This window comes from Microbacterium sp. RURRCA19A, assembly GCF_900156455.1.
Taxonomy (GTDB): Bacteria; Actinomycetota; Actinomycetes; order Actinomycetales; family Microbacteriaceae; genus Microbacterium.
On record NZ_FTNQ01000003.1, the window covers coordinates 391187 to 408976 of the forward strand.

The 17790-nt window shown below is 70.3% G+C and carries 13 protein-coding genes, 1 tRNA gene and 1 pseudogene; 12 read left to right on the top strand and 3 right to left on the bottom strand.

Annotated elements, in window-relative coordinates; all coding sequences use genetic code 11:
* Positions 1-390 precede the first annotated feature (390 nt).
* The 8 genes from acs (at position 391) to BW982_RS14275 (ending at position 10232) form a co-directional block, all read left to right on the top strand.
* A complete protein-coding gene (acs, locus tag BW982_RS14240; protein WP_076494305.1) occupies positions 391-2358 on the top strand; it encodes an acetate--CoA ligase in 1968 nt (655 codons plus the stop codon).
* 169 nt (positions 2359-2527) lie between these two features.
* On the top strand, positions 2528-3190 hold the full coding sequence (locus tag BW982_RS14245; RefSeq protein WP_076494306.1) for a GntR family transcriptional regulator: 663 nt from the start codon (positions 2528-2530) through the stop codon (positions 3188-3190).
* On the top strand, positions 3187-4713 hold the full coding sequence (locus BW982_RS14250; protein ID WP_076494308.1) for an MmgE/PrpD family protein: 1527 nt from the start codon (positions 3187-3189) through the stop codon (positions 4711-4713). Before BW982_RS14245 ends, BW982_RS14250 begins: the two co-directional genes overlap by 4 nt.
* A gap of 127 nt (positions 4714-4840) precedes the next feature.
* Positions 4841-5758: a methylisocitrate lyase gene (gene prpB / locus BW982_RS14255; RefSeq protein WP_076494309.1), complete on the top strand. Its 918-nt coding sequence runs from the start codon at positions 4841-4843 to the stop codon at positions 5756-5758.
* A 2-nt stretch (positions 5759-5760) separates the two neighbouring features.
* Positions 5761-6936 (top strand): bifunctional 2-methylcitrate synthase/citrate synthase, encoded by a 1176-nt coding sequence (locus BW982_RS14260; RefSeq protein WP_076494311.1) that lies wholly within the window; start codon positions 5761-5763, stop codon positions 6934-6936.
* A 95-nt stretch (positions 6937-7031) separates the two neighbouring features.
* Positions 7032-7808, top strand: a complete 777-nt coding sequence (locus tag BW982_RS14265; RefSeq protein ID WP_076494312.1) for an electron transfer flavoprotein subunit beta/FixA family protein — start codon at positions 7032-7034, stop codon at positions 7806-7808.
* Between the two features lie 10 nt (positions 7809-7818).
* Positions 7819-8787 carry an electron transfer flavoprotein subunit alpha/FixB family protein gene (locus BW982_RS14270; protein ID WP_076494314.1) on the top strand — a complete coding sequence of 323 codons (969 nt, stop codon included), beginning with the start codon at positions 7819-7821 and terminating at the stop codon, positions 8785-8787.
* Positions 8784-10232 (top strand): cytochrome b/b6 domain-containing protein, encoded by a 1449-nt coding sequence (locus BW982_RS14275; RefSeq protein WP_076494315.1) that lies wholly within the window; start codon positions 8784-8786, stop codon positions 10230-10232. Before BW982_RS14270 ends, BW982_RS14275 begins: the two co-directional genes overlap by 4 nt.
* A gap of 38 nt (positions 10233-10270) precedes the next feature.
* Here BW982_RS14275 and BW982_RS14280 read toward each other — a convergent pair whose 3' ends face one another.
* Together BW982_RS14280 and BW982_RS14285 are read right to left on the bottom strand one after the other, a co-directional pair.
* Complete coding sequence (locus BW982_RS14280) at positions 10271-10738, bottom strand: RidA family protein (protein ID WP_076494317.1); 468 nt, start codon at positions 10736-10738, stop codon at positions 10271-10273.
* Positions 10735-10953 carry a Sp36 family protein gene (locus BW982_RS14285; protein ID WP_026095616.1) on the bottom strand — a complete coding sequence of 73 codons (219 nt, stop codon included), beginning with the start codon at positions 10951-10953 and terminating at the stop codon, positions 10735-10737. The genes BW982_RS14280 and BW982_RS14285 overlap by 4 nt, the downstream gene beginning before the upstream one ends.
* Before the next feature lie 109 nt (positions 10954-11062).
* Between BW982_RS14285 and BW982_RS14290 the strand changes: the two genes are divergently transcribed.
* From BW982_RS14290 to BW982_RS14305, 4 genes are all read left to right on the top strand, one after another.
* A complete protein-coding gene (locus tag BW982_RS14290) occupies positions 11063-13780 on the top strand; it encodes a transglycosylase domain-containing protein (protein WP_076494318.1) in 2718 nt (905 codons plus the stop codon).
* The gene (locus tag BW982_RS14295) at positions 13777-14700 is read left to right on the top strand and encodes a metallophosphoesterase (RefSeq protein ID WP_076494320.1); all 924 of its coding nucleotides are present in this window, start codon (positions 13777-13779) and stop codon (positions 14698-14700) included. Before BW982_RS14290 ends, BW982_RS14295 begins: the two co-directional genes overlap by 4 nt.
* Before the next feature lie 114 nt (positions 14701-14814).
* The gene (locus tag BW982_RS14300; protein ID WP_139327471.1) at positions 14815-16332 is read left to right on the top strand and encodes a hypothetical protein; all 1518 of its coding nucleotides are present in this window, start codon (positions 14815-14817) and stop codon (positions 16330-16332) included.
* A 109-nt stretch (positions 16333-16441) separates the two neighbouring features.
* Positions 16442-16518 (top strand) — tRNA-Pro (locus BW982_RS14305).
* Between the two features lie 601 nt (positions 16519-17119).
* Here BW982_RS14305 and BW982_RS18705 read toward each other — a convergent pair.
* A pseudogene (locus BW982_RS18705) lies at positions 17120-17635 on the bottom strand (recombinase family protein); the annotation flags it as partial.
* Positions 17636-17790: the final 155 nt, after the last annotated feature.

Sequence of the window (17790 nt, forward strand, 5' to 3'; positions counted from 1 at the left end):
GAAAGTCCCCCATCCCCGCGTGGTGACGAGGGGCTCATCCGTGGAGAGGTCCGCGACTTCGCGGCCTGGGGAGAAACCGACGGCCCGCCGAACGGGCCCGGAAAAAAGAGGAGGCGGCATCCCGTCAATGGGGGGCGAGGGATGCCGCCACGCGCCGGGGAAAAATTGGGGGGCTCCCCCCGACGCGCTGCCGGAAGCGATGTTCGGGCAGAGACAAGACTAACCGCCCGCAGCCGTCGAAGGAACCGAATGGCTCGAAAAGCGAGCGATATATCAGCCGGGTCGTTTCCGGCCGATCCCAACTATCGGAGGTAACCGGCGTTCACGGACGAGGGATAACGTGACCGTGGCGCGAGGACGCGCCGTGCCTCGACCGCGAAGGAGCGCCAGATGAGCAGCCAGATCGATCATCTCCTCAACGAGACCCGCCGTTTCGCCCCCTCGGCGGAATTTGCCGCGAACGCCGTGGGCGACGCGAGTCTTTACGAGCGCGCCGCCGCCGACCGCGAAGGATTCTGGGCCGACCAGGCCCGCGAACTCCACTGGCACACGCCGTTCACGACCGTGCTCGACTGGTCGAACCCGCCGTTCGCCGAGTGGTTCGCCGACGGCGAGCTCAATGTCGCCTACAACTGCCTCGACCGTCACGTCGAGGCCGGCAACGGCGACCGCATCGCGCTCCGGTGGGAGGGCGAGCCCGGCGACCAGCGGAACGTCACCTACGCCGAGCTCACCGACGAGGTGAAGCGCCTCTCGAACGTCCTCATCGACCTGGGCATCGAGCGCGGCGATCGCGTCGCGATCTACCTCCCGATGATCCCCGAGGCGATCGCCTCGATGCTCGCCGTCGCCCGCATCGGCGCCGTCCACTCGGTCGTCTTCGGCGGCTTCTCGGCCGACAGCCTCCGCTCCCGCATCGACGACGCCGGAGCCAAGCTCGTCATCACCGCCGACGGCGGCTGGCGCAAGGGCAAGGTCTCGGCCCTCAAGCCCGCGGTCGACCAGGCCCTCGCCGACCGCAACGGATCCGGCATCCAGGAGACCGTCGAGCACGTGCTCGTCGTCCGGCGCGGCGAGAACGACGTCGACTGGACCGACGAGCGCGACATCTGGTGGCACGACGTCGTGCCGCAGGCCTCGAACGACCACGAGGCCGAGGCGTTCCCGGCCGAGAACCCGCTGTTCATCCTCTACACCTCCGGCACCACCGGGAAGCCGAAGGGCATCCTGCACACCTCGGGCGGCTACCTCACGCAGGCGGCCTTCACCAACCGGGTCGTGCACGACGTCCACCCCGAGACCGACGTCTACTGGTGCACCGCCGACATCGGCTGGATCACCGGCCACACCTACGTCGCCTACGGCCCGCTGGCGAACGGCGCGACGCAGCTCCTCTTCGAGGGCACCCCCGACACCCCGCACCCGGGCCGCTGGTGGGAGCTCATCCAGAACCACGGAGTCACGGTGTTCTACACCGCGCCCACCGCGATCCGCTCGTTCATGAAGATCGGCCGCGACGTGCCGCAGAGCTTCGACCTGTCGTCGGTGCGGTTGCTCGGATCGGTCGGAGAGCCCATCAACCCCGAAGCCTGGATCTGGTACCGCGACATCATCGGCGGCGACCGTGCCCCGATCGTCGACACGTGGTGGCAGACCGAGACGGGCGCCATCATGATCTCGGCCCTCCCCGGCGTGACCGAGACCAAACCCGGATCGGCGCAGGTACCGCTCCCCGGCATCTCGGTGGCGGTCGTCGACGACGCCGGTGAACCCGTCGGCCACGGCAACGGCGGCCTGCTCGTCATCACCGAGCCCTGGCCGTCGATGCTGCGCGGCATCTGGGGCGACCCCGACCGCTACGTCGAGACCTATTGGCAGAAGTTCGCCGACAAGGGCTACTACTTCGCCGGCGACGGCGCCCGCCTCGACGACGACGGCGACGTGTGGCTGCTCGGCCGCGTCGACGACGTCATGAACGTCTCGGGCCACCGCCTCTCGACCGCCGAGATCGAGTCGGCGCTCGTCGGACACGAGGGTGTCGCCGAGGCCGCCGTCGTCGGCGCGTCCGACGAGACCACCGGCCAGGCCGTCGTCGCCTTCGTCATCATCAAGAGCCGCTACCTGAAGAAGAACGGCGTCGACGGCCTCGGCGACGAACTGCGCAAGTGGGTCGGCGAACAGATCGGCCCGATCGCCCGCCCGCGCGACGTCTACATCGTGGGCGAACTGCCCAAGACCCGCTCGGGCAAGATCATGCGGCGACTCCTGCGCGACGTCGCGGAGGGCCGCGAGGTCGGCGACACCACGACGCTCGCCGACACCGCCGTGATGAGCGTCATCAGCGCGCAGGTGAAGTGAGCCGCACGCACTGAGCGCCCTCGCCGGAGGTCCCGGATGCCGCAGGCGTGGCATCCGGGACCTTCGCCATCTCTCGCATCTGTATACGTTGCGCGCAATACCGAGGCCACGGGCACGCTTTCACCGACCTTGTGTATACACTGAGGGGACCGAGGGCGAGGAGGATGCCATGCGCGCGAGCGATCGGGCCTACGCCACGCTCCTCTCCGAGATCCAGACGGGCGTGCTCCCGCCCGGAACCGTGCTCGGCGAGGTCGAGCAGTCCGCCCGCCTCGGAGTGAGCCGCACGCCCCTGCGCGCCGCGCTGGCGCGCCTCACCGCCGACGGGCTGGTCGCCCAGGCCTCCCCGCGCGTCACGGTGGTCACGGCGGTCGACGGCGATGACATCCGGTCCCTCTTCATCGTGCGCCGCGCCCTCGAAGAGACCGCTGCGCGTCTCGCCGCCGCCTCGCCGCGAGCCGCGGACTTCGCCGACCTCGTCACGTCATTCGACGCCGCACGTCTCGACGGCGAGGCCGCCCGCGACGCCTACTACCGCCTCATCGCCGAGTTCGACGCGGCGCTCGACGCCGCCGCCGCGAACGACTACCTCACCGCGGCACTGCGCAGCGTCCGCACCCATCTCGTACGCGTGCGACGACTCGCCCGCTACCAGCCGGAGCGGCTCGCCGCCTCGGTGTCGGAACACCGGCTGATCGCCGCCGCGATCGCCGCCGGCGACGGCGACCTCGCCGCCCACGCGACCCACGTGCACCTGCACAACGCCCTCACGAGCATCCTCGAGTCCCTCGACGACGCCGCCCCCCTGCCCGACCGAAAGGCCCTCGCATGACGATCACCCACCACCTCCGCGTCCACCGCAGCGACGAGAACCTCGCGCGCGAGGGACAGCTGGCGTGGGCCCTCGCGCGCATCGCCGTCGACCCCGTGGCAATCGACGCCGACGTGGTCGACATGATCATCAACCGCGTCATCGACAACGCCGCGGTCGCCGCCGCCTCGCTCACCCGCCGGCCGGTCAGCGCCGCCCGGCAGCAGGCGCTCGACCACGCCGTGTCGATCGGCGGGGTCGGTGCGACGGTGTTCGGCTGCACCCTCGAACGTCGCTCGAGCCCCGAATGGGCGGCGTGGGCCAACGGAGTCGCCGTGCGCGAGCTCGACTACCACGACACCTTCCTCGCCGCCGACTACTCGCACCCGGGCGACAACATCCCGCCCGTGCTCGCCGTCGCCCAGCACGCCGGACGGGACGGCGCCGCGGTGGTCCGCGCGCTCGCGACCGCCTACGAGGTGCAGATCGACCTCGTCCGCGCGATCTCGCTGCACAAGCACAAGATCGACCACGTCGCCCACCTCGGCCCCTCGGCGGCCGCGGGCATCGGCACGCTGCTCGACCTCGACCAGGAGACGATCTACCAGGCCATCGGCCAGGCTCTGCACACGACCACGGCCACGCGCCAGTCGCGCAAGGGCGAGATCTCGACGTGGAAGGCGCACGCCCCCGCCTTCGCCGGGAAGATGGCCGTCGAAGCCGTCGACCGGGCGATGCGCGGCGAGACCAGCCCCTCCCCCATCTACGAGGGCGAGGACGGTGTCATCGCCTGGATGCTGGGCGGCCCGGATGCCACCTACGACGTGCCGCTGCCCGCTGAGGGCGAGCCCAAGCGGGCCATCCTCGACTCGTACACGAAGGAGCACTCGGCCGAGTACCAGGCGCAGGCGTGGATCGACCTCGCCCGGCGCCTCGGCACCGAGCGTCCCGAGCTGCGCGACCCCGCGAACGTGGCATCCGTGGTCCTGCACACGAGCCACCACACGCACTACGTGATCGGCTCTGGCTCGGGCGACCCGCAGAAGTACGATCCCACCGCGTCGCGCGAGACGCTGGACCACTCGATCCCGTACATCTTCGCGGTGGCCCTGCAGGACGGCGTATGGCACCACGTCGACTCGTACACGCCCGAGCGGGCGGGCCGCGCCGACACGGTCGAGCTGTGGCACAAGATCACCACGGCCGAGGATGCCGAGTGGACGCGCCGCTACCACTCCGAGGACCCGAACGAGAAGGCGTTCGGCGGACGCGTCGTCCTCACGCTGACCGACGGATCGGTCGTCGAGGACGAGATCGCCGTCGCCGACGCCCACCCGCTCGGCGCCCGCCCGTTCGCCCGCGAGGACTACGTGCGCAAGTTCCGGCTGCTCGCGGAGCCCGTGCTCGCCGCCGAAGAGATCGAACGTTTCCTCGATCTCGCCCAGCGCCTGCCCGAGCTCACCGCCGAAGAGGTGCTGCAGCTCACGATCGTCGCCAAGCCCGGTGTGCTGGCCCTCGCCCCCGCGCCGAAGGGCCTGTTCTGATGCGGTGGCTCGGCGGCACGTCGTCCCGGGCTCCGGAGATCCGGCAGTCCGGCGCGCGTTCGGAGCGCCGCGCAGGTGGATCTGCCGAGATTCTCCGGAGCGCGGCACGCGGGTCGGAGGAGAGCTGATGCTGTACGCCCAGACCACCCCGGCGCAGAAGCGTCGCGCGCTGCGCGAGAAGCTGGCATCCGGTGAGCTCGTGCGGATGCCGGGCGCCTTCAACCCGCTGTCGGCCCGGCTCATCGAGCGCAAGGGCTTCGACGGCGTGTACATCTCCGGCGCCGTGATCTCCGCCGACCTGGGGCTGCCCGACATCGGGCTCACGACCCTCAGCGAGGTCGCCAGCCGCGGACAGCAGATCGCCCGCATGACGGAGCTGCCGGCCATTATCGACGCCGACACCGGGTTCGGCGAGCCGATGAACGTCGCCCGCACGATCCAGACGCTCGAGGACGCGGGGCTGGCCGGCACCCACATCGAAGACCAGGTGAACCCGAAGCGCTGCGGCCACCTCGACGGCAAGAGCGTGGTGGATGCCGACACCGCGATCAAGCGCATCCGCGCCGCCGTGGATGCCCGCCGCGACCCCGACTTCCTGATCATGGCCCGCACCGACGTCCGGGCCGTCGAGGGCTTGGATGCCGCGATCGACCGCGCGAAAGCGCTCGTCGACGCCGGCGCCGACGCGATCTTCCCCGAGGCGATGCGCGACCTCGGCGAGTTCGAGGCGATGCGCACGGCGCTGGACGTGCCGATCCTGGCGAACATGACGGAGTTCGGGAAATCCGACCTCTTCTCGACCGCCCAGCTGCGGGACGCCGGCGTGAACATGGTCATCTGGCCGGTGTCGCTGCTGCGGCTCGCGATGGGTGCCGCCGGACGGGGCCTGGACGCGCTGGCATCCGAGGGGCACCTGCGCGAGCAGCTCCGCGAGATGCAGCACCGGGCCGACCTGTACGACCTGATCGACTACGAGCAGTATTCGCGCTTCGACGCGAACGTGTTCGACTTCACCGTCGCCGACAGCCGAGTCACGAAGGAGTGAGCATGACCGAGATCGAGATCAAGAAGGGCCTGGCCGGCGTCACGGTGGACCACACCGCCGTCAGCAAGGTGAACCCCGAGACGAACAGCCTGCTCTACCGCGGCTATCCGGTGCAGGAGCTCGCCCCGACCCAGCCCTTCGAGGCGGTGGCGCTGCTGCTGTGGAACGGCGAGCTGCCGGACAGGGACGAACTCGCCGAGTTCGAGGCGTTCGAGCGCTCGCATCGGGAGCTCGACGCGGCCGTCCGCACCACGATCGACCTGCTGCCGCTCGACGCCCACCCGATGGACGTCGTCCGCACCGCGGTGTCGGTCCTCGGAGCGCTCGCCCCGGCGGCCGAGGTGGCCGACAACTCCGCGGCCTCCGATCTCGCCAAGGCGAAGCTCCTCTTCGCCAAGATCCCCGCGATCGTCGCGTACGACCAGCGCCGTCGCCGCGGCGAGGCACTCGTCGAACCGCGCGCCGACCTCGACTACTCCCGCAACTTCCTCTGGATGACGTTCGGCGAGGAGGCCGACGAGGTCGTCGCCCGCGCGTTCGCGGTGTCGATGGTGCTCTACGCCGAGCACTCGTTCAACGCGTCCACCTTCACGGCGCGCGTGATCACCTCGACCACCGCCGACCTGTACTCCGCGGTCGTCGGCGCGATCGGCGCGCTGAAGGGCGCCCTGCACGGCGGCGCAAACGAAGCGGTCATGCACATCTTCGACGAGATCGGCGCGGCCGAGAACGTCGGACCGTGGCTCGACACCGCTCTCGCCGAGAAGCGCAAGATCATGGGCTTCGGGCATCGCGTGTACAAGAAGGGCGACTCGCGCGTCCCCACGATGAAGGCCGCGCTCGACACGCTCGTCGAGCACTACGGGGCCGGTGACCTGGCGGCTCTCTACGACGCCCTCGAGGGCGAGTTCGTCGGGCGCAAGGGCATCTACCCCAACCTCGACTACCCGTCGGGGCCGGCGTACCACCTCATAGGGTTCGACACCCCGACCTTCACACCGCTGTTCGTCGCCGCGCGGGTGACGGGGTGGACGGCGCACATCATCGAGCAAGCGGCATCCAATGCCCTCATCCGTCCGCTCTCGGCCTACAACGGCGTCGACGAGCGGCACATCGACGGATACGTCGCCACCGACGCGGAGCGGGAGGCCGCCGTCCGCGACGAAGAAGCGCAGTGACCCCGCCGCCCCGACCGGGGGCGGTGAGGTCGGCCCCGCACCCGGGGCCGTGAAACGGATCCCGCGACGCGGCGGGATCGGACGAGGAGAGATCGATGAAGATCGTGGTCCTGGTGAAAGACGTGCCCGACACCTGGGGCGAGCGCAGGCTCGACCTCGAGACCGGGCTCGCGCGGCGCGACGAGAGCGATCACGTCCTCGACGAGATCGACGAGCGCGCCGTGGAGGTCGCCCTGGCCTTCGCCGACGGGCATCCGGATGCCGAGGTCGTCGCCGTCACGATGGCCCCCGAGTCCGCCACGGCGACGCTGCGCAAGGCCCTGGCCATGGGCGCGCACTCCGCGGTGCACGTCGTGGACGACGCCCTGCGCGGCGCCGACCTGTCGTTGACGGCCGAGGTGCTCGCGGCGACGCTCACGCACATCGGCTTCGATCTCGTCATCGCCGGCAACCTCTCCACCGACGGCGCGGGCGGAGTGCTGCCCGCGATGCTCGCCGAGCACCTGCGCGTGCCGCACGCGACGTCGCTGTCGGCGGTCGACATCGGGGATGCCACGGTCACGGGCACCCGGACGACCGAGTCCGCCACGGCACGCGTCTCCGCACCGCTGCCCGCCGTGATCTCGATCACTGAGGCACTGCCGGACGGCCGGTTCCCCACGTTCAAAGGCATCCTGGCGGCGAAGAAGAAGCCGTACGAGACGCTCTCGCTCGCCGATCTCGGGCTGGACGCCGATCCGGCGCGGGCGCCGTGGTCGATCCTCACGACCGTCGCCGCGCGGCCCCCGCGCGCGGCCGGGGCCACGATCGTCGACGAGGGCGACGCCGGGGATCGGCTGGCGGCCTTCCTCCTCGAGAACCGACTGGCGTGAGGGGACGACGATGACCGACACCATCCTGGTCCTGCTCGAGACCGCTCCGACCGGCGGGCTCGCGAAGACCGCCACCGGCCTGCTCGGCGCGGCGCGCGGGATCGGCTCGGCGGTCGCGCTGATCGTGGCCGACGGCGACACCCGCGCGCTCTCCGACGACGCGATCGGCGCGGGAGCCGAACGCGTCCTCGTCGCCCCCGGCGACCCCGCCGCCCTGACCGGACCCGTCGTCGACGCCCTCGACGCGGCGTTCGCGCAGGTCTCCCCCGCCGCGGTGCTCGTCCCGCACACGGTCGACGGGCGCGACGCCGCCGGACGGTTCGCCGCGCGTCGCCGACTGCCCCTCGCGATGGATGCCGTGGGCCTCGAACGCGACGACCTCGGCGTCCTCGCCCGGCACTCGGTGTTCGGCGGCGGGTTCGACGTCACGTCCGGCTCGACCTTCGGGCCGCTCGTCGTCACCGTCCGCCCGGGCGCGATCGACGCGCGCGCGGAAGCCGTCCCGGACGCCGCGGTCGAGACGCTCACCGTGACCGCCTCGGGCCTTCCGACGGCCCGCGTCGAGCACGTCGAGCCGATCGTGTCGGCCTCGGCACGTCCGGAACTGCGCGTTGCCGCCGCCGTCGTCGCGGGCGGGCGGGGCCTCGGCTCGATCGAGGGGTTCGCGCTGGTGGAGCAGCTGGCCGACGCGCTGGGCGCCGCCGTGGGCGCGTCGCGGGCGGCCGTGGATGCCGGATACGTCGCCGCGGCGGCCCAGGTCGGGCAGACGGGGGTGTCGGTCTCGCCGCGGCTGTATGTGGCGCTCGGCATCAGCGGGGCGATCCAGCACCGTGCGGGCATGCAGACGGCGCAGACGATCGTCGCGGTCAACAAGGACCCCGAGGCGCCGATCTTCGCCATCGCCGACCTCGGCATCGTCGGCGACGTGTTCACCGTGGTGCCCCAGGCGATCGCCGCGCTGGAAGCGAGGCGTTCGTGAGCAGCGTCGTGCGGCGGGGACTCCCCCGGGTCGCGGGCGGAGCACCGTGGCCGCCGCTCGACGACGACGTCGTCGGTGTCGACGCCGCGCCGTCGCGCGGAGTTCGAGCCGGACACGCCGCCGCGGACGTGGCATCCACGGCGAGTCGGGCGGAGGGTCCGCAGGACGGCGGGCCGTCCCGCGCCGGGACGACGCCGCCGGCACTCCCCGAGGTCGCGGCGATGGCCACCGAGCCCACCATCGCCGAGGCTGCGAATCCGGGCGTGCGGCGAGGCCTCCCCCGGGTGGCGGGAGGCGAGCCGTGGCCGCCCGCCTCCGCGCGCCCGCTCGCCGCGACGCCCGGGGAATCCCCCGGTGCCGCGACCACGGCCGCGCACGAGCCCGCGCCGACGCCCCGCAGCACGGCCGCCGCTCCCCCGGCATCCGCCGCCCCCGCGGCATCCGTCCCGACGCGCCCCCCGCTGCGCGGGCGGCGAACGGTCTTCCCCACCGTGTCATCCGAGCGGTGGAGCGCTCTCCGGGCCGAGCGTCTCGGCCGCGAACGCCCCACGGAGGTCGAGGCCCCCCGGCGCACCGGGCTGCTCCTCGTCGGCGCCGTCGGGCTCGGAATCGCCGCGGGAATGCTCGTGCTGCTGACCCGCTGGCTCCTCAGCACACCGGCGGGCGCGGCGTTCCTCGCCGCCTACCCGGGCGAATACCCGCTTCCCGCCGCCGCGCCCGTGGGCCTCCCCCCGTGGCTCGGGTGGCAGCACTTCCTCAACGTGTTCTTCCTCGTGCTGATCGTGCGCTCCGGCCTCCAGGTGCGACACCAGAAACGCCCCACCGCGTTCTGGTCGTCACGCCGCGATCCGAGGCACAAGATCAGTCTGACCCTCTGGCTCCACCAGGCCCTCGACGTGCTCTGGATCACCAACGGCGTCGTGTTCCTCGTCCTGCTGTTCGCGACCGGCCAGTGGATGCGGATCGTCCCGACGTCGTGGGACGCGATCCCGAACGCCCTCAGCGCGGCCGCGCAGTACGTGTCGCTGGACTGGCCGACGGAGAACGGATGGCTGAACTACAACGCGCTGCAGCAGCTCGCGTACTTCACGATCGTGTTCGTCGCCGCCCCGCTCGCGATCGTCACCGGGGTCCGCATGTCGGGGGTGTGGCCGCGCGAGGCGCCGCGCCTCAACCGCGCCTACCCCGTGGAGTGGGCGCGCGCCGTCCACTACCCCGTCATGCTGTTCTTCGTCGCGTTCACCGTCGTGCACGTCGGGCTCGTGCTCGCCACGGGCGCACGACGCAACCTCGGTCACATGTACGCCGCACAGGACGGCGACGGATGGCTCGGGGTGGCGCTGTTCGCGGCGTCGATCGCGGTGATCGCCGCCGGATGGCTGGCCGCACGGCCGCTCGTGATCGCCCCGATCGCCCGGCTCTTCGGCAACGTCGGGACGCGCTGAAGCGAACGCGGACGGGCTGCCCGGAGGCGCTCCGGGGGTCAGACGACGGTGAAGACGACCTCGACCTCGACCGGGCTGTCCAGCGGCAGGACGGGGACACCGACGGCGGAACGCGCGTGCGCCCCGGCTTCGCCGAACACCTCACCGAGGAACTCGCTCGCCCCGTTGATGACGCCCGGCTGCCCGGTGAACTCGGGCACGGATGCCACGAACCCGGTGATCTTCAGGACACCGGTGATGTTGTCGACACCGCCGACGAGCGACGCGGCGGCCGCGAGGGCGTTGAGTGCGCTCTGCCGCGCGTAGGTCTTGGCATCCGCCGGCGACACGAGTCCATCGCCCTCACCGACCTTGCCGGTGGCGGGCAGCGCACCCTGCACCATGGGGAGCTGACCGGAGGTGTACACGAGGTCGCCGTGGCGCTTGGCGGGGATGTAGGACGCCACCGGCGGGACGACGCCCGGGACCTCGACGCCCAGCGCCGCCAGGCGCTCCGAGACGCTCACTGCTGACCCTCGAACTGGCGCGCGGCGGTCGCGGCGGCACCGAGACCGGCGTTGGCCTCACCGCCGCCCACGGGACGCTTGAAGTACGCGACGAGGCCGCCCTCCGGGCCGGTCACGACCTGGACGAGCTCCCAGCCCTGCTTTCCCCAGTTGTTCAGGATCGCAGCGGTGTTGTGGATCAGTAGCGGCGTGGTGAGGTATTCCCACGTGGTCATCGGGGCTCCCGGCGGGTCGGCTCGGCGGTCGAGCGAGAGGGTGGACGCGTACGCGCGCGAGCGCACGCCTTCGAGGCATCGCCCAGCAACGTCGCTTAGCATCAAGCCTATGCCTGAGAACAAACGTACGGCCAGCGGCGCCCTCGGCGGCATCGTCGGCCTCGTCGGCCTGAGCGCAGCCGCCGGCCTCCTCGTGACCGCGGCAGTCACCCCGGCGATCGCCGTTTCGGGCCTGGCCGCGTCGAGTGCGATCACGATCTTCGACAACATGCCGAGCTACCTGCAGCCCGACAAGCTGATGCTGCCGACGACCCTCATGGCCGGCGACCAGGTCCTCGCGAAGTTCTACGACCAGAACCGTTCGCCGGTGACGTTCGATCAGATCAACCCGGTCATGTACGACGCGATCCTCTCGTCGGAAGACCCCCGCTACTACCAGCACGGCGGCGTCGACCTCATCGGCACCACGCGCGCGCTCCTCAGCAACGCCGCCGGCGGGGCGACCCAGGGTGGCTCCTCGATCAGCCAGCAGTACGTGAAGAACGTGCTCGTCCAGCGCTGCGAGCGCAGCGCCCGGGCCACCGACGCCGTCGAGGCCACCGACACCACCCCGGCGATCCCGGCAATGACGCGCGACGAAGCGCTGCAGAAGTGCGCGCTCGAGGCGATCCAGGCCGACGGCGTCGAGGGCTACCAGCGCAAGCTGCAGGAGATGCGCTACGCGGTGCAGCTCGAGAAGCAGTACACCAAGGACGAGATCCTCCTCGGCTACCTGAACATCGCCAACTTCGGTGGCGTGACCTACGGCATCGACGCCGCCGCCAAGCGGTACTTCAACGTGTCGGCCGCCGACCTCAACATCGGCCAGGCCGCGGTCCTCGCCGGCATGGTGCAGAACCCCAACCGCTTCCGCATCGACCTGCCCGACGGCTCCATCGTCGACGCCGACGGCGTCGCCTCCAACAAGCAGCCCGACGGCTCGATCGACGACGTCGAACAGAGCACGATCCAGGCGCTGTACACGCTGCGCGACAACGGCGAGATCACGCAGGAGCAGCTCGTCACCGCCGCCGACGGGTACAGCGAGACGAAGGGGCGCCAGCTGTACGTCCTCAGCCGCATGGAGGACGACGGCAAGATCACGCACGAGCAGTTCGTCCAGTACGCGCTCGAGCCGATCACCCCGAACCTGACCACGACCTCTCAGGGGTGCGCGGTGTCGGCGGCGCCCTACTTCTGCCAGCTGGTCGTGTCCACGATCCTCAGCGACCCCGCCTTCGGCGCCGAGGACGACGATCGTGTCCAGGCACTGCGTCAGGACGGACTCACCATCCAGACGACGCTCGACCTGCGGATGCAGGAGGCGGCGCAGAACGCCATGAACGACGTCGTGCCGTCCAGTGACGACCGGCTGAAGCTCGGTTCGACCGCGCTCAGCCTGGAAGCGAAGACCGGGCGTGTTCTGGCTGTCGCGCAGAACACGAAGTTCCCCGAGGATCCGACGCAGTCGGAGAACGATCCGTCCTACAGCTCGATCGTGTTCGCCGGCAACAGCGACATCGGCGGCTCCATCGGCTTCAACGCAGGATCGACCTTCAAGATCTTCACCCTCGTCGACTGGCTCGAGAAGGGGAACTCCCTCAACGCACAGTTGAACGGGCGCCTGCAGCCGGTCCCCAACATGAAGAACTCGTGCACGGGCCCCTGGGTCAACACCGACCGGTACGAGATCGAGAACTTCGATCAGAATCCGGGCTACTACGGCACACCCCTGCGCTTCACGAAGGAGTCGTTGAACACGGGGTACCTGGCAATGGCCGCGCAGCTCGACCTCTGCGACATCGCCAACGTCGCGAAGAAGATGGGCGTCGGCACCACCGGCGACGGCAAGCCGATCACGATGGAGAACGCCAACGAGGTCATCGGTAGCGACAACGTCTCGCCCCTGGCCATGGCCGGCGCCTTCGCCACGGTCGCCAACGGCGGGTCGCACTGCCAGCCCAAGCTGATCGACAAGGTGACGGATGCCGACGGGGCGGAGCGTCCGATCCCGCAGCGCACCTGCGAGACCGTGCTGACCCCCGAGGTCGCCGCCACCGCCGCCTACGCCCTGCAGGGCGTCATGAGCAGCGGCGGCACGGGCCAGACCGCCAACCCCCAGGACGGCACTCCTGTGCTGGGCAAGACCGGTACGCACGAGGCCCACGAGACGTGGATGATCGAGTCGTCCAGCAACGTCACGACGGCCGTCTGGGTCGGCAACTGGGACGGCGGCAGGGAGACGCTGTTCCGGAAGTACGCCAACGGGTACCAGATGAGCGACATGCGCTACGCGGTCGCCCGCCAGGTGCAGAGCGCGGCCGACGAGTTCTACGGCGGAGACCGGTTCCCCGACCCCGCGCAGAACCTCCTGCGCACGGTGACCAAGGACGTGCCGAACGTCGTCGGGCGCAGTATCGACGACGCCCGGTCGACGTTGCAGGGCGCAGGCTTCTCCGTGACGGTGGGCGACCCGGTCGACGCCGAGTTCGGGGGCGACCGCGTGGCCGCACAGAGCCCGAGCGGCTCGGCTCCGGCCGGCGCGTCCATCACGATCAGCCCCGGCAACGGCCAGGGCGGCACGGTCCCCGACGTCTCCGGTCAGACCCTCAACGCGGCCCAGGCGGCACTCAAGTCCGCCGGCTACAACAACCTCTCGGTCAGCTGTAAAGAGGACGGTGGAGCCCCCGAAGAGGGTCGCGTGACGGCAACGAACCCCGCCGGCGGAACCTCCGCCAACAAGAGCACCGCGATCGTGCTCGATGTCGCGAAGAAGAAGTGCCAGTGACGCACCCCGTCGTGAAGGCCGCCCTCGCACCCCTTGGGGTCGCGGGGGCGGCGGCCGTCGGCGCCGCCGTCTGGGGCATGGGCGTCGAACGGTATCTGTTCACGGTCCGGTACCACGCTCTGCGCGTGCTGCCCAAGGGATCGGATGCCGTGCGCATCCTGCACGTGTCCGACGCGCACATGGCGCCGTGGCAGCACCGCAAGCAGGAGTGGATGGCACGACTCGTCGAGCTCGCGCCCGACCTGGTCGTGAACACCGGCGACAACCTGGGTCACCGCGACGGGCTGACCGGCGTCCGGACCGCGTTCGCCCCGCTGCGCGGCGTGCCCGGCCTGGTCGTCCACGGATCGAACGACTTCCAGGAGCCCTCGCCGCGCAATCCGCTGCGCTACTTCACGGGGCCCTCGAGCAACGTCCCGGATTACAAGCATCTCGACGTCGACGCGCTCGACCGCTTCTTCAGCGACGATCTCGGCTGGAGCATCCTCGACGACACCGCGGTCTTCGTCGAGGTGAAGGGTCTGCGGATCACCGCGTTCGGGGTCAACGACGCGCACCGCAACTGGGACAGGCCCGAGCTCATTCCGCCGGTGCTGTCGAGCCTGGATGCCGCCGACCTGACGCTCGGCGTGATGCACGCCCCGTACCGACGCACGCTCGACCGCTTCATCGATCTGGGCGCGGACGTCCTACTGGCCGGTCACACGCACGGCGGGCAGGTGCGCGTCCCCTTCAGCCGGAAGGCGCTCGTCTCGAACTGCGACCTGCCGCTGGAGCAGGCGCGGGGACTCAGCGAATGGACGCACGGCGGCCGGACCGTTCCGCTGAACGTCAGCGCCGGGCTCGGGCACTCCATCTACGCGCCGGTGCGCTTCGCCTGCCGCCCCGAGGCCACGTTGCTCACGCTGCTGCCGCGCTGACGCCTTCTCCCCCGCTCTTGAAAGGGCCGATCCCTCCACGGATCGGCCCTTTCGTCGATCTCGGCGACCCACCGAAACCGCATGATCGAGTCTCCTCGACCGAAGGGACACTCGATGCACCACCCTCCCCCGCGCCGCCGCCGTCCACTGCTGACCGCGCTCACCCTCGCCCTCGTCGCCGTCGTGGGCGTCCCCGCGCTCGCCGCCGCGCCCGCCCACGCCGCCGAACGCGGAACGGGTTTCGGCACCTGGGCTCCGCTGTCGTGGACGGGCTGGCACGGCTCCATGCGGGTCGGCGACGTCCACACCTACTGCATCCATCCGGGGCTTCCCGTGGCGACCGGAACGACGACCGATCACGGCGAGACCTCGGACGTGAACGGCCTGACCCCCCAGCAGCTCGTCTCGATCAACCACCTCGTGACGACCTACGGGCAGACCGACGACCCGGTCCAGGCCGCCGGCGTCGGCTGGGCGGTGAAGGCGATCGTCGATCGCGACACGACCCTGCACTCATGGGGCTACGAGGGCGACTCGCTCCGTGAGGCGATCGCCGACATCATGCGTCGCGCCAGCCCCGAGAACAGTGCGGCCGTGCAGGATCGCGCGGAACGGTATCTCGCGGAAGCACAGGAGATCCGCGTACCGCGGGTGGGGGGAACCCTCACGCTGACGGTCGACGCGAACGATCCGACGCGCGGGACCGTCACGGCCGACGTCGATCCGGATGCCACCGGCGGCCTCCACCTCGAAGGAGCGGTCTTCGCCGACTCCGGTTCCGCCGACCGCACCGGCGTGACCCCGGGCGCGTCCTACCCGATCCTGGCCTCCCCGCCCGCGAACTCGGACGGTCGCCCCTACACGGTGCGCGCCCGTGGGGCGTTCACGGTGCGCGCGGCGGCCATCCGGTACTTCAGCACGCCGGGGCAGCAGGAGTCCGCGGGCCCGGCCGGCCCGGTGCGCTTCGACCTCACCGCGGAAGACACGGCGGCCCGCCCCGTCCGCTTCTCCCCCCGCATCCAGACGCACGCGCGGCTGGAGGACGGCCGCTTCGTCGACGAGGTGCAGTTCTCCTCCGGAGAGGGCGTCTGGCCCCGACTCGCCGACGGCACCTTCGTGCGCATCCGCGCCCGCGCCGACATCTACCGCACCGGGGCGTTCCCGGCGGAGTCCCCCGAGGTCCCCCGCGGCCTGCAGCCGGTGGCGCGTCTCGAACTCCTCACCGACCCCGAGATCGGTGCCGGGAACTACACCACCGCGACGGACGGTCCGCTTCCCGGGCCGGGGGTCTACACCGCCGTCTGGCGGATCGAACGCGCCGATCAGGATGCCGAGACCGTTCCGCACCTTCCGGGCCGGTTCACGTGGGTCGAACGCTTCGCCACCCCGGCGCAGACGCAGCAGCTGGTCGCCCCGCCACCGCCCGCCGTCACCCCGAGTCCGACCCCGACAGCGACAGCGACCCCGGCGGTCGCTCCGTCGCCCACGCAGACGCCCCCTGCTGCCGCGCTCGCGGCCACGGGCGCGGCGACCGCGGGGCTGGCCACCGGCGGGACCCTCGCGGCCGTAGCGATGGCGGCCGGTCTCACCGCCCTTCTCGTGGCGCGTCGCCGGCCGGGCGCTCGCGCCTGAGACGGCGCGACCGGGGCGTCGGGAATGCGCGGACCGCGAGGCGACGCGCCCGCCCGACGCCCCGGTTCGAAGCACGGTCGCGAACGGGGTAGACTTACAGGGTTGGCCACGGGGTGTGGCGCAGCTTGGTAGCGCGCGTCGTTCGGGACGACGAGGCCGCAGGTTCAAATCCTGTCACCCCGACCATGTCATGGATGTTCCAACCTTCGGACAAAGAATTTGCCTGAAGGGACGATGTAAGAGAGCCTTCCGCAGAATCGCGGGAGGCTTTCTTCGTTTTGGCCGGAGTGTTCCTGGCATGGTTCCGACGATTGAGCTCGTGGACGGCTCCGTTGACGACAGTGCGCTGGCTGCTCAGCGCAGGGCTGCCATCCTCATCAACAGTGACGACGAACCGCTCGAAAAGGCCCGAGATGAGATCACGGCGTACGTTGCCTTCGGCGTTTCGATACAGCGGTCCGGGGCGCTCCAACAGATCGAGCTGAGCGGCCGCCCGTTCGGCTCCCGCAGTGAGACGCTCGATCGTGTGAGTGAGCTTCTCGGCAATCACCCGCTTCTTCAGAGTAATGTCGTTCAGCTTCTCGCGGAGCTTCGGCGTCGAGACGGCGCCGTCGGCGGCGAGCTCGATCAGGCGCTCTTCCTGACCCTCTAGCTTGCGTAGTTCTGAGCGCAAAGCCTCCTTCACCCGCTGATCTTGAGCCTGCATCTCATCGGCGGTCTCCTGCAACTGCACGCGCATCACCGCGATATCACCCGGGGTCAAGCCTTCGCGGACCACCTCGGCCGCGACTGCCATCTCGATCTCTTCCATACGGAGCGAGGGAAGACGGCAGCCATCGCGGGTCTTGCCGGAGCAGACCCAGTACTCGTACACTCCCCCGTTGCCCTGACTCTGACTGTAGACGAGGCGACGAGTACGCCCCTCGGTCCGACAAAGCCCGCAGTACAGCAGTCCTTTCAGGTAGTGGAAGTGAATGAAATCGCGGTCCCCACGGCGATTCCGGCGGTCCAGAATCGCTTGGCAGACTTCGAAGGTCTCCTGCGTCACAAGAGCGGGGTGACGCCCCGCATACAGCTCTCCTTTGTATGGGAGCATGCCGGTGTAGTACGGGTCGCGAAGGATCTTTGCCACCGCGCTGGTCGAAACCGGACGGGTTGGCCGGTCTCTTGGTCCCCGACTAGTGAGACCCATGTCACTTAGAAGACCAGCGAGCTGCCAGACCGAGTACCGATCGGTCGCATACTGCTCGAAGGCGAACCGTATGAGCGGGGCGCGTTCTTGGTCGAGACTGATGGTGTTCACAAGGCGCCCATCGAACTCCGCACGGTCGTTGATGTAGCCGAGCTTGGCGCGCCCGATCGTTGAATCGGCCTGACTTTCGTTCCGTTCTTCAAGCAAGGATGGAACTCGATGAACAGGAAGTACTCGCCGGAGATGCGTGAGCGGGCGTTGCGGAT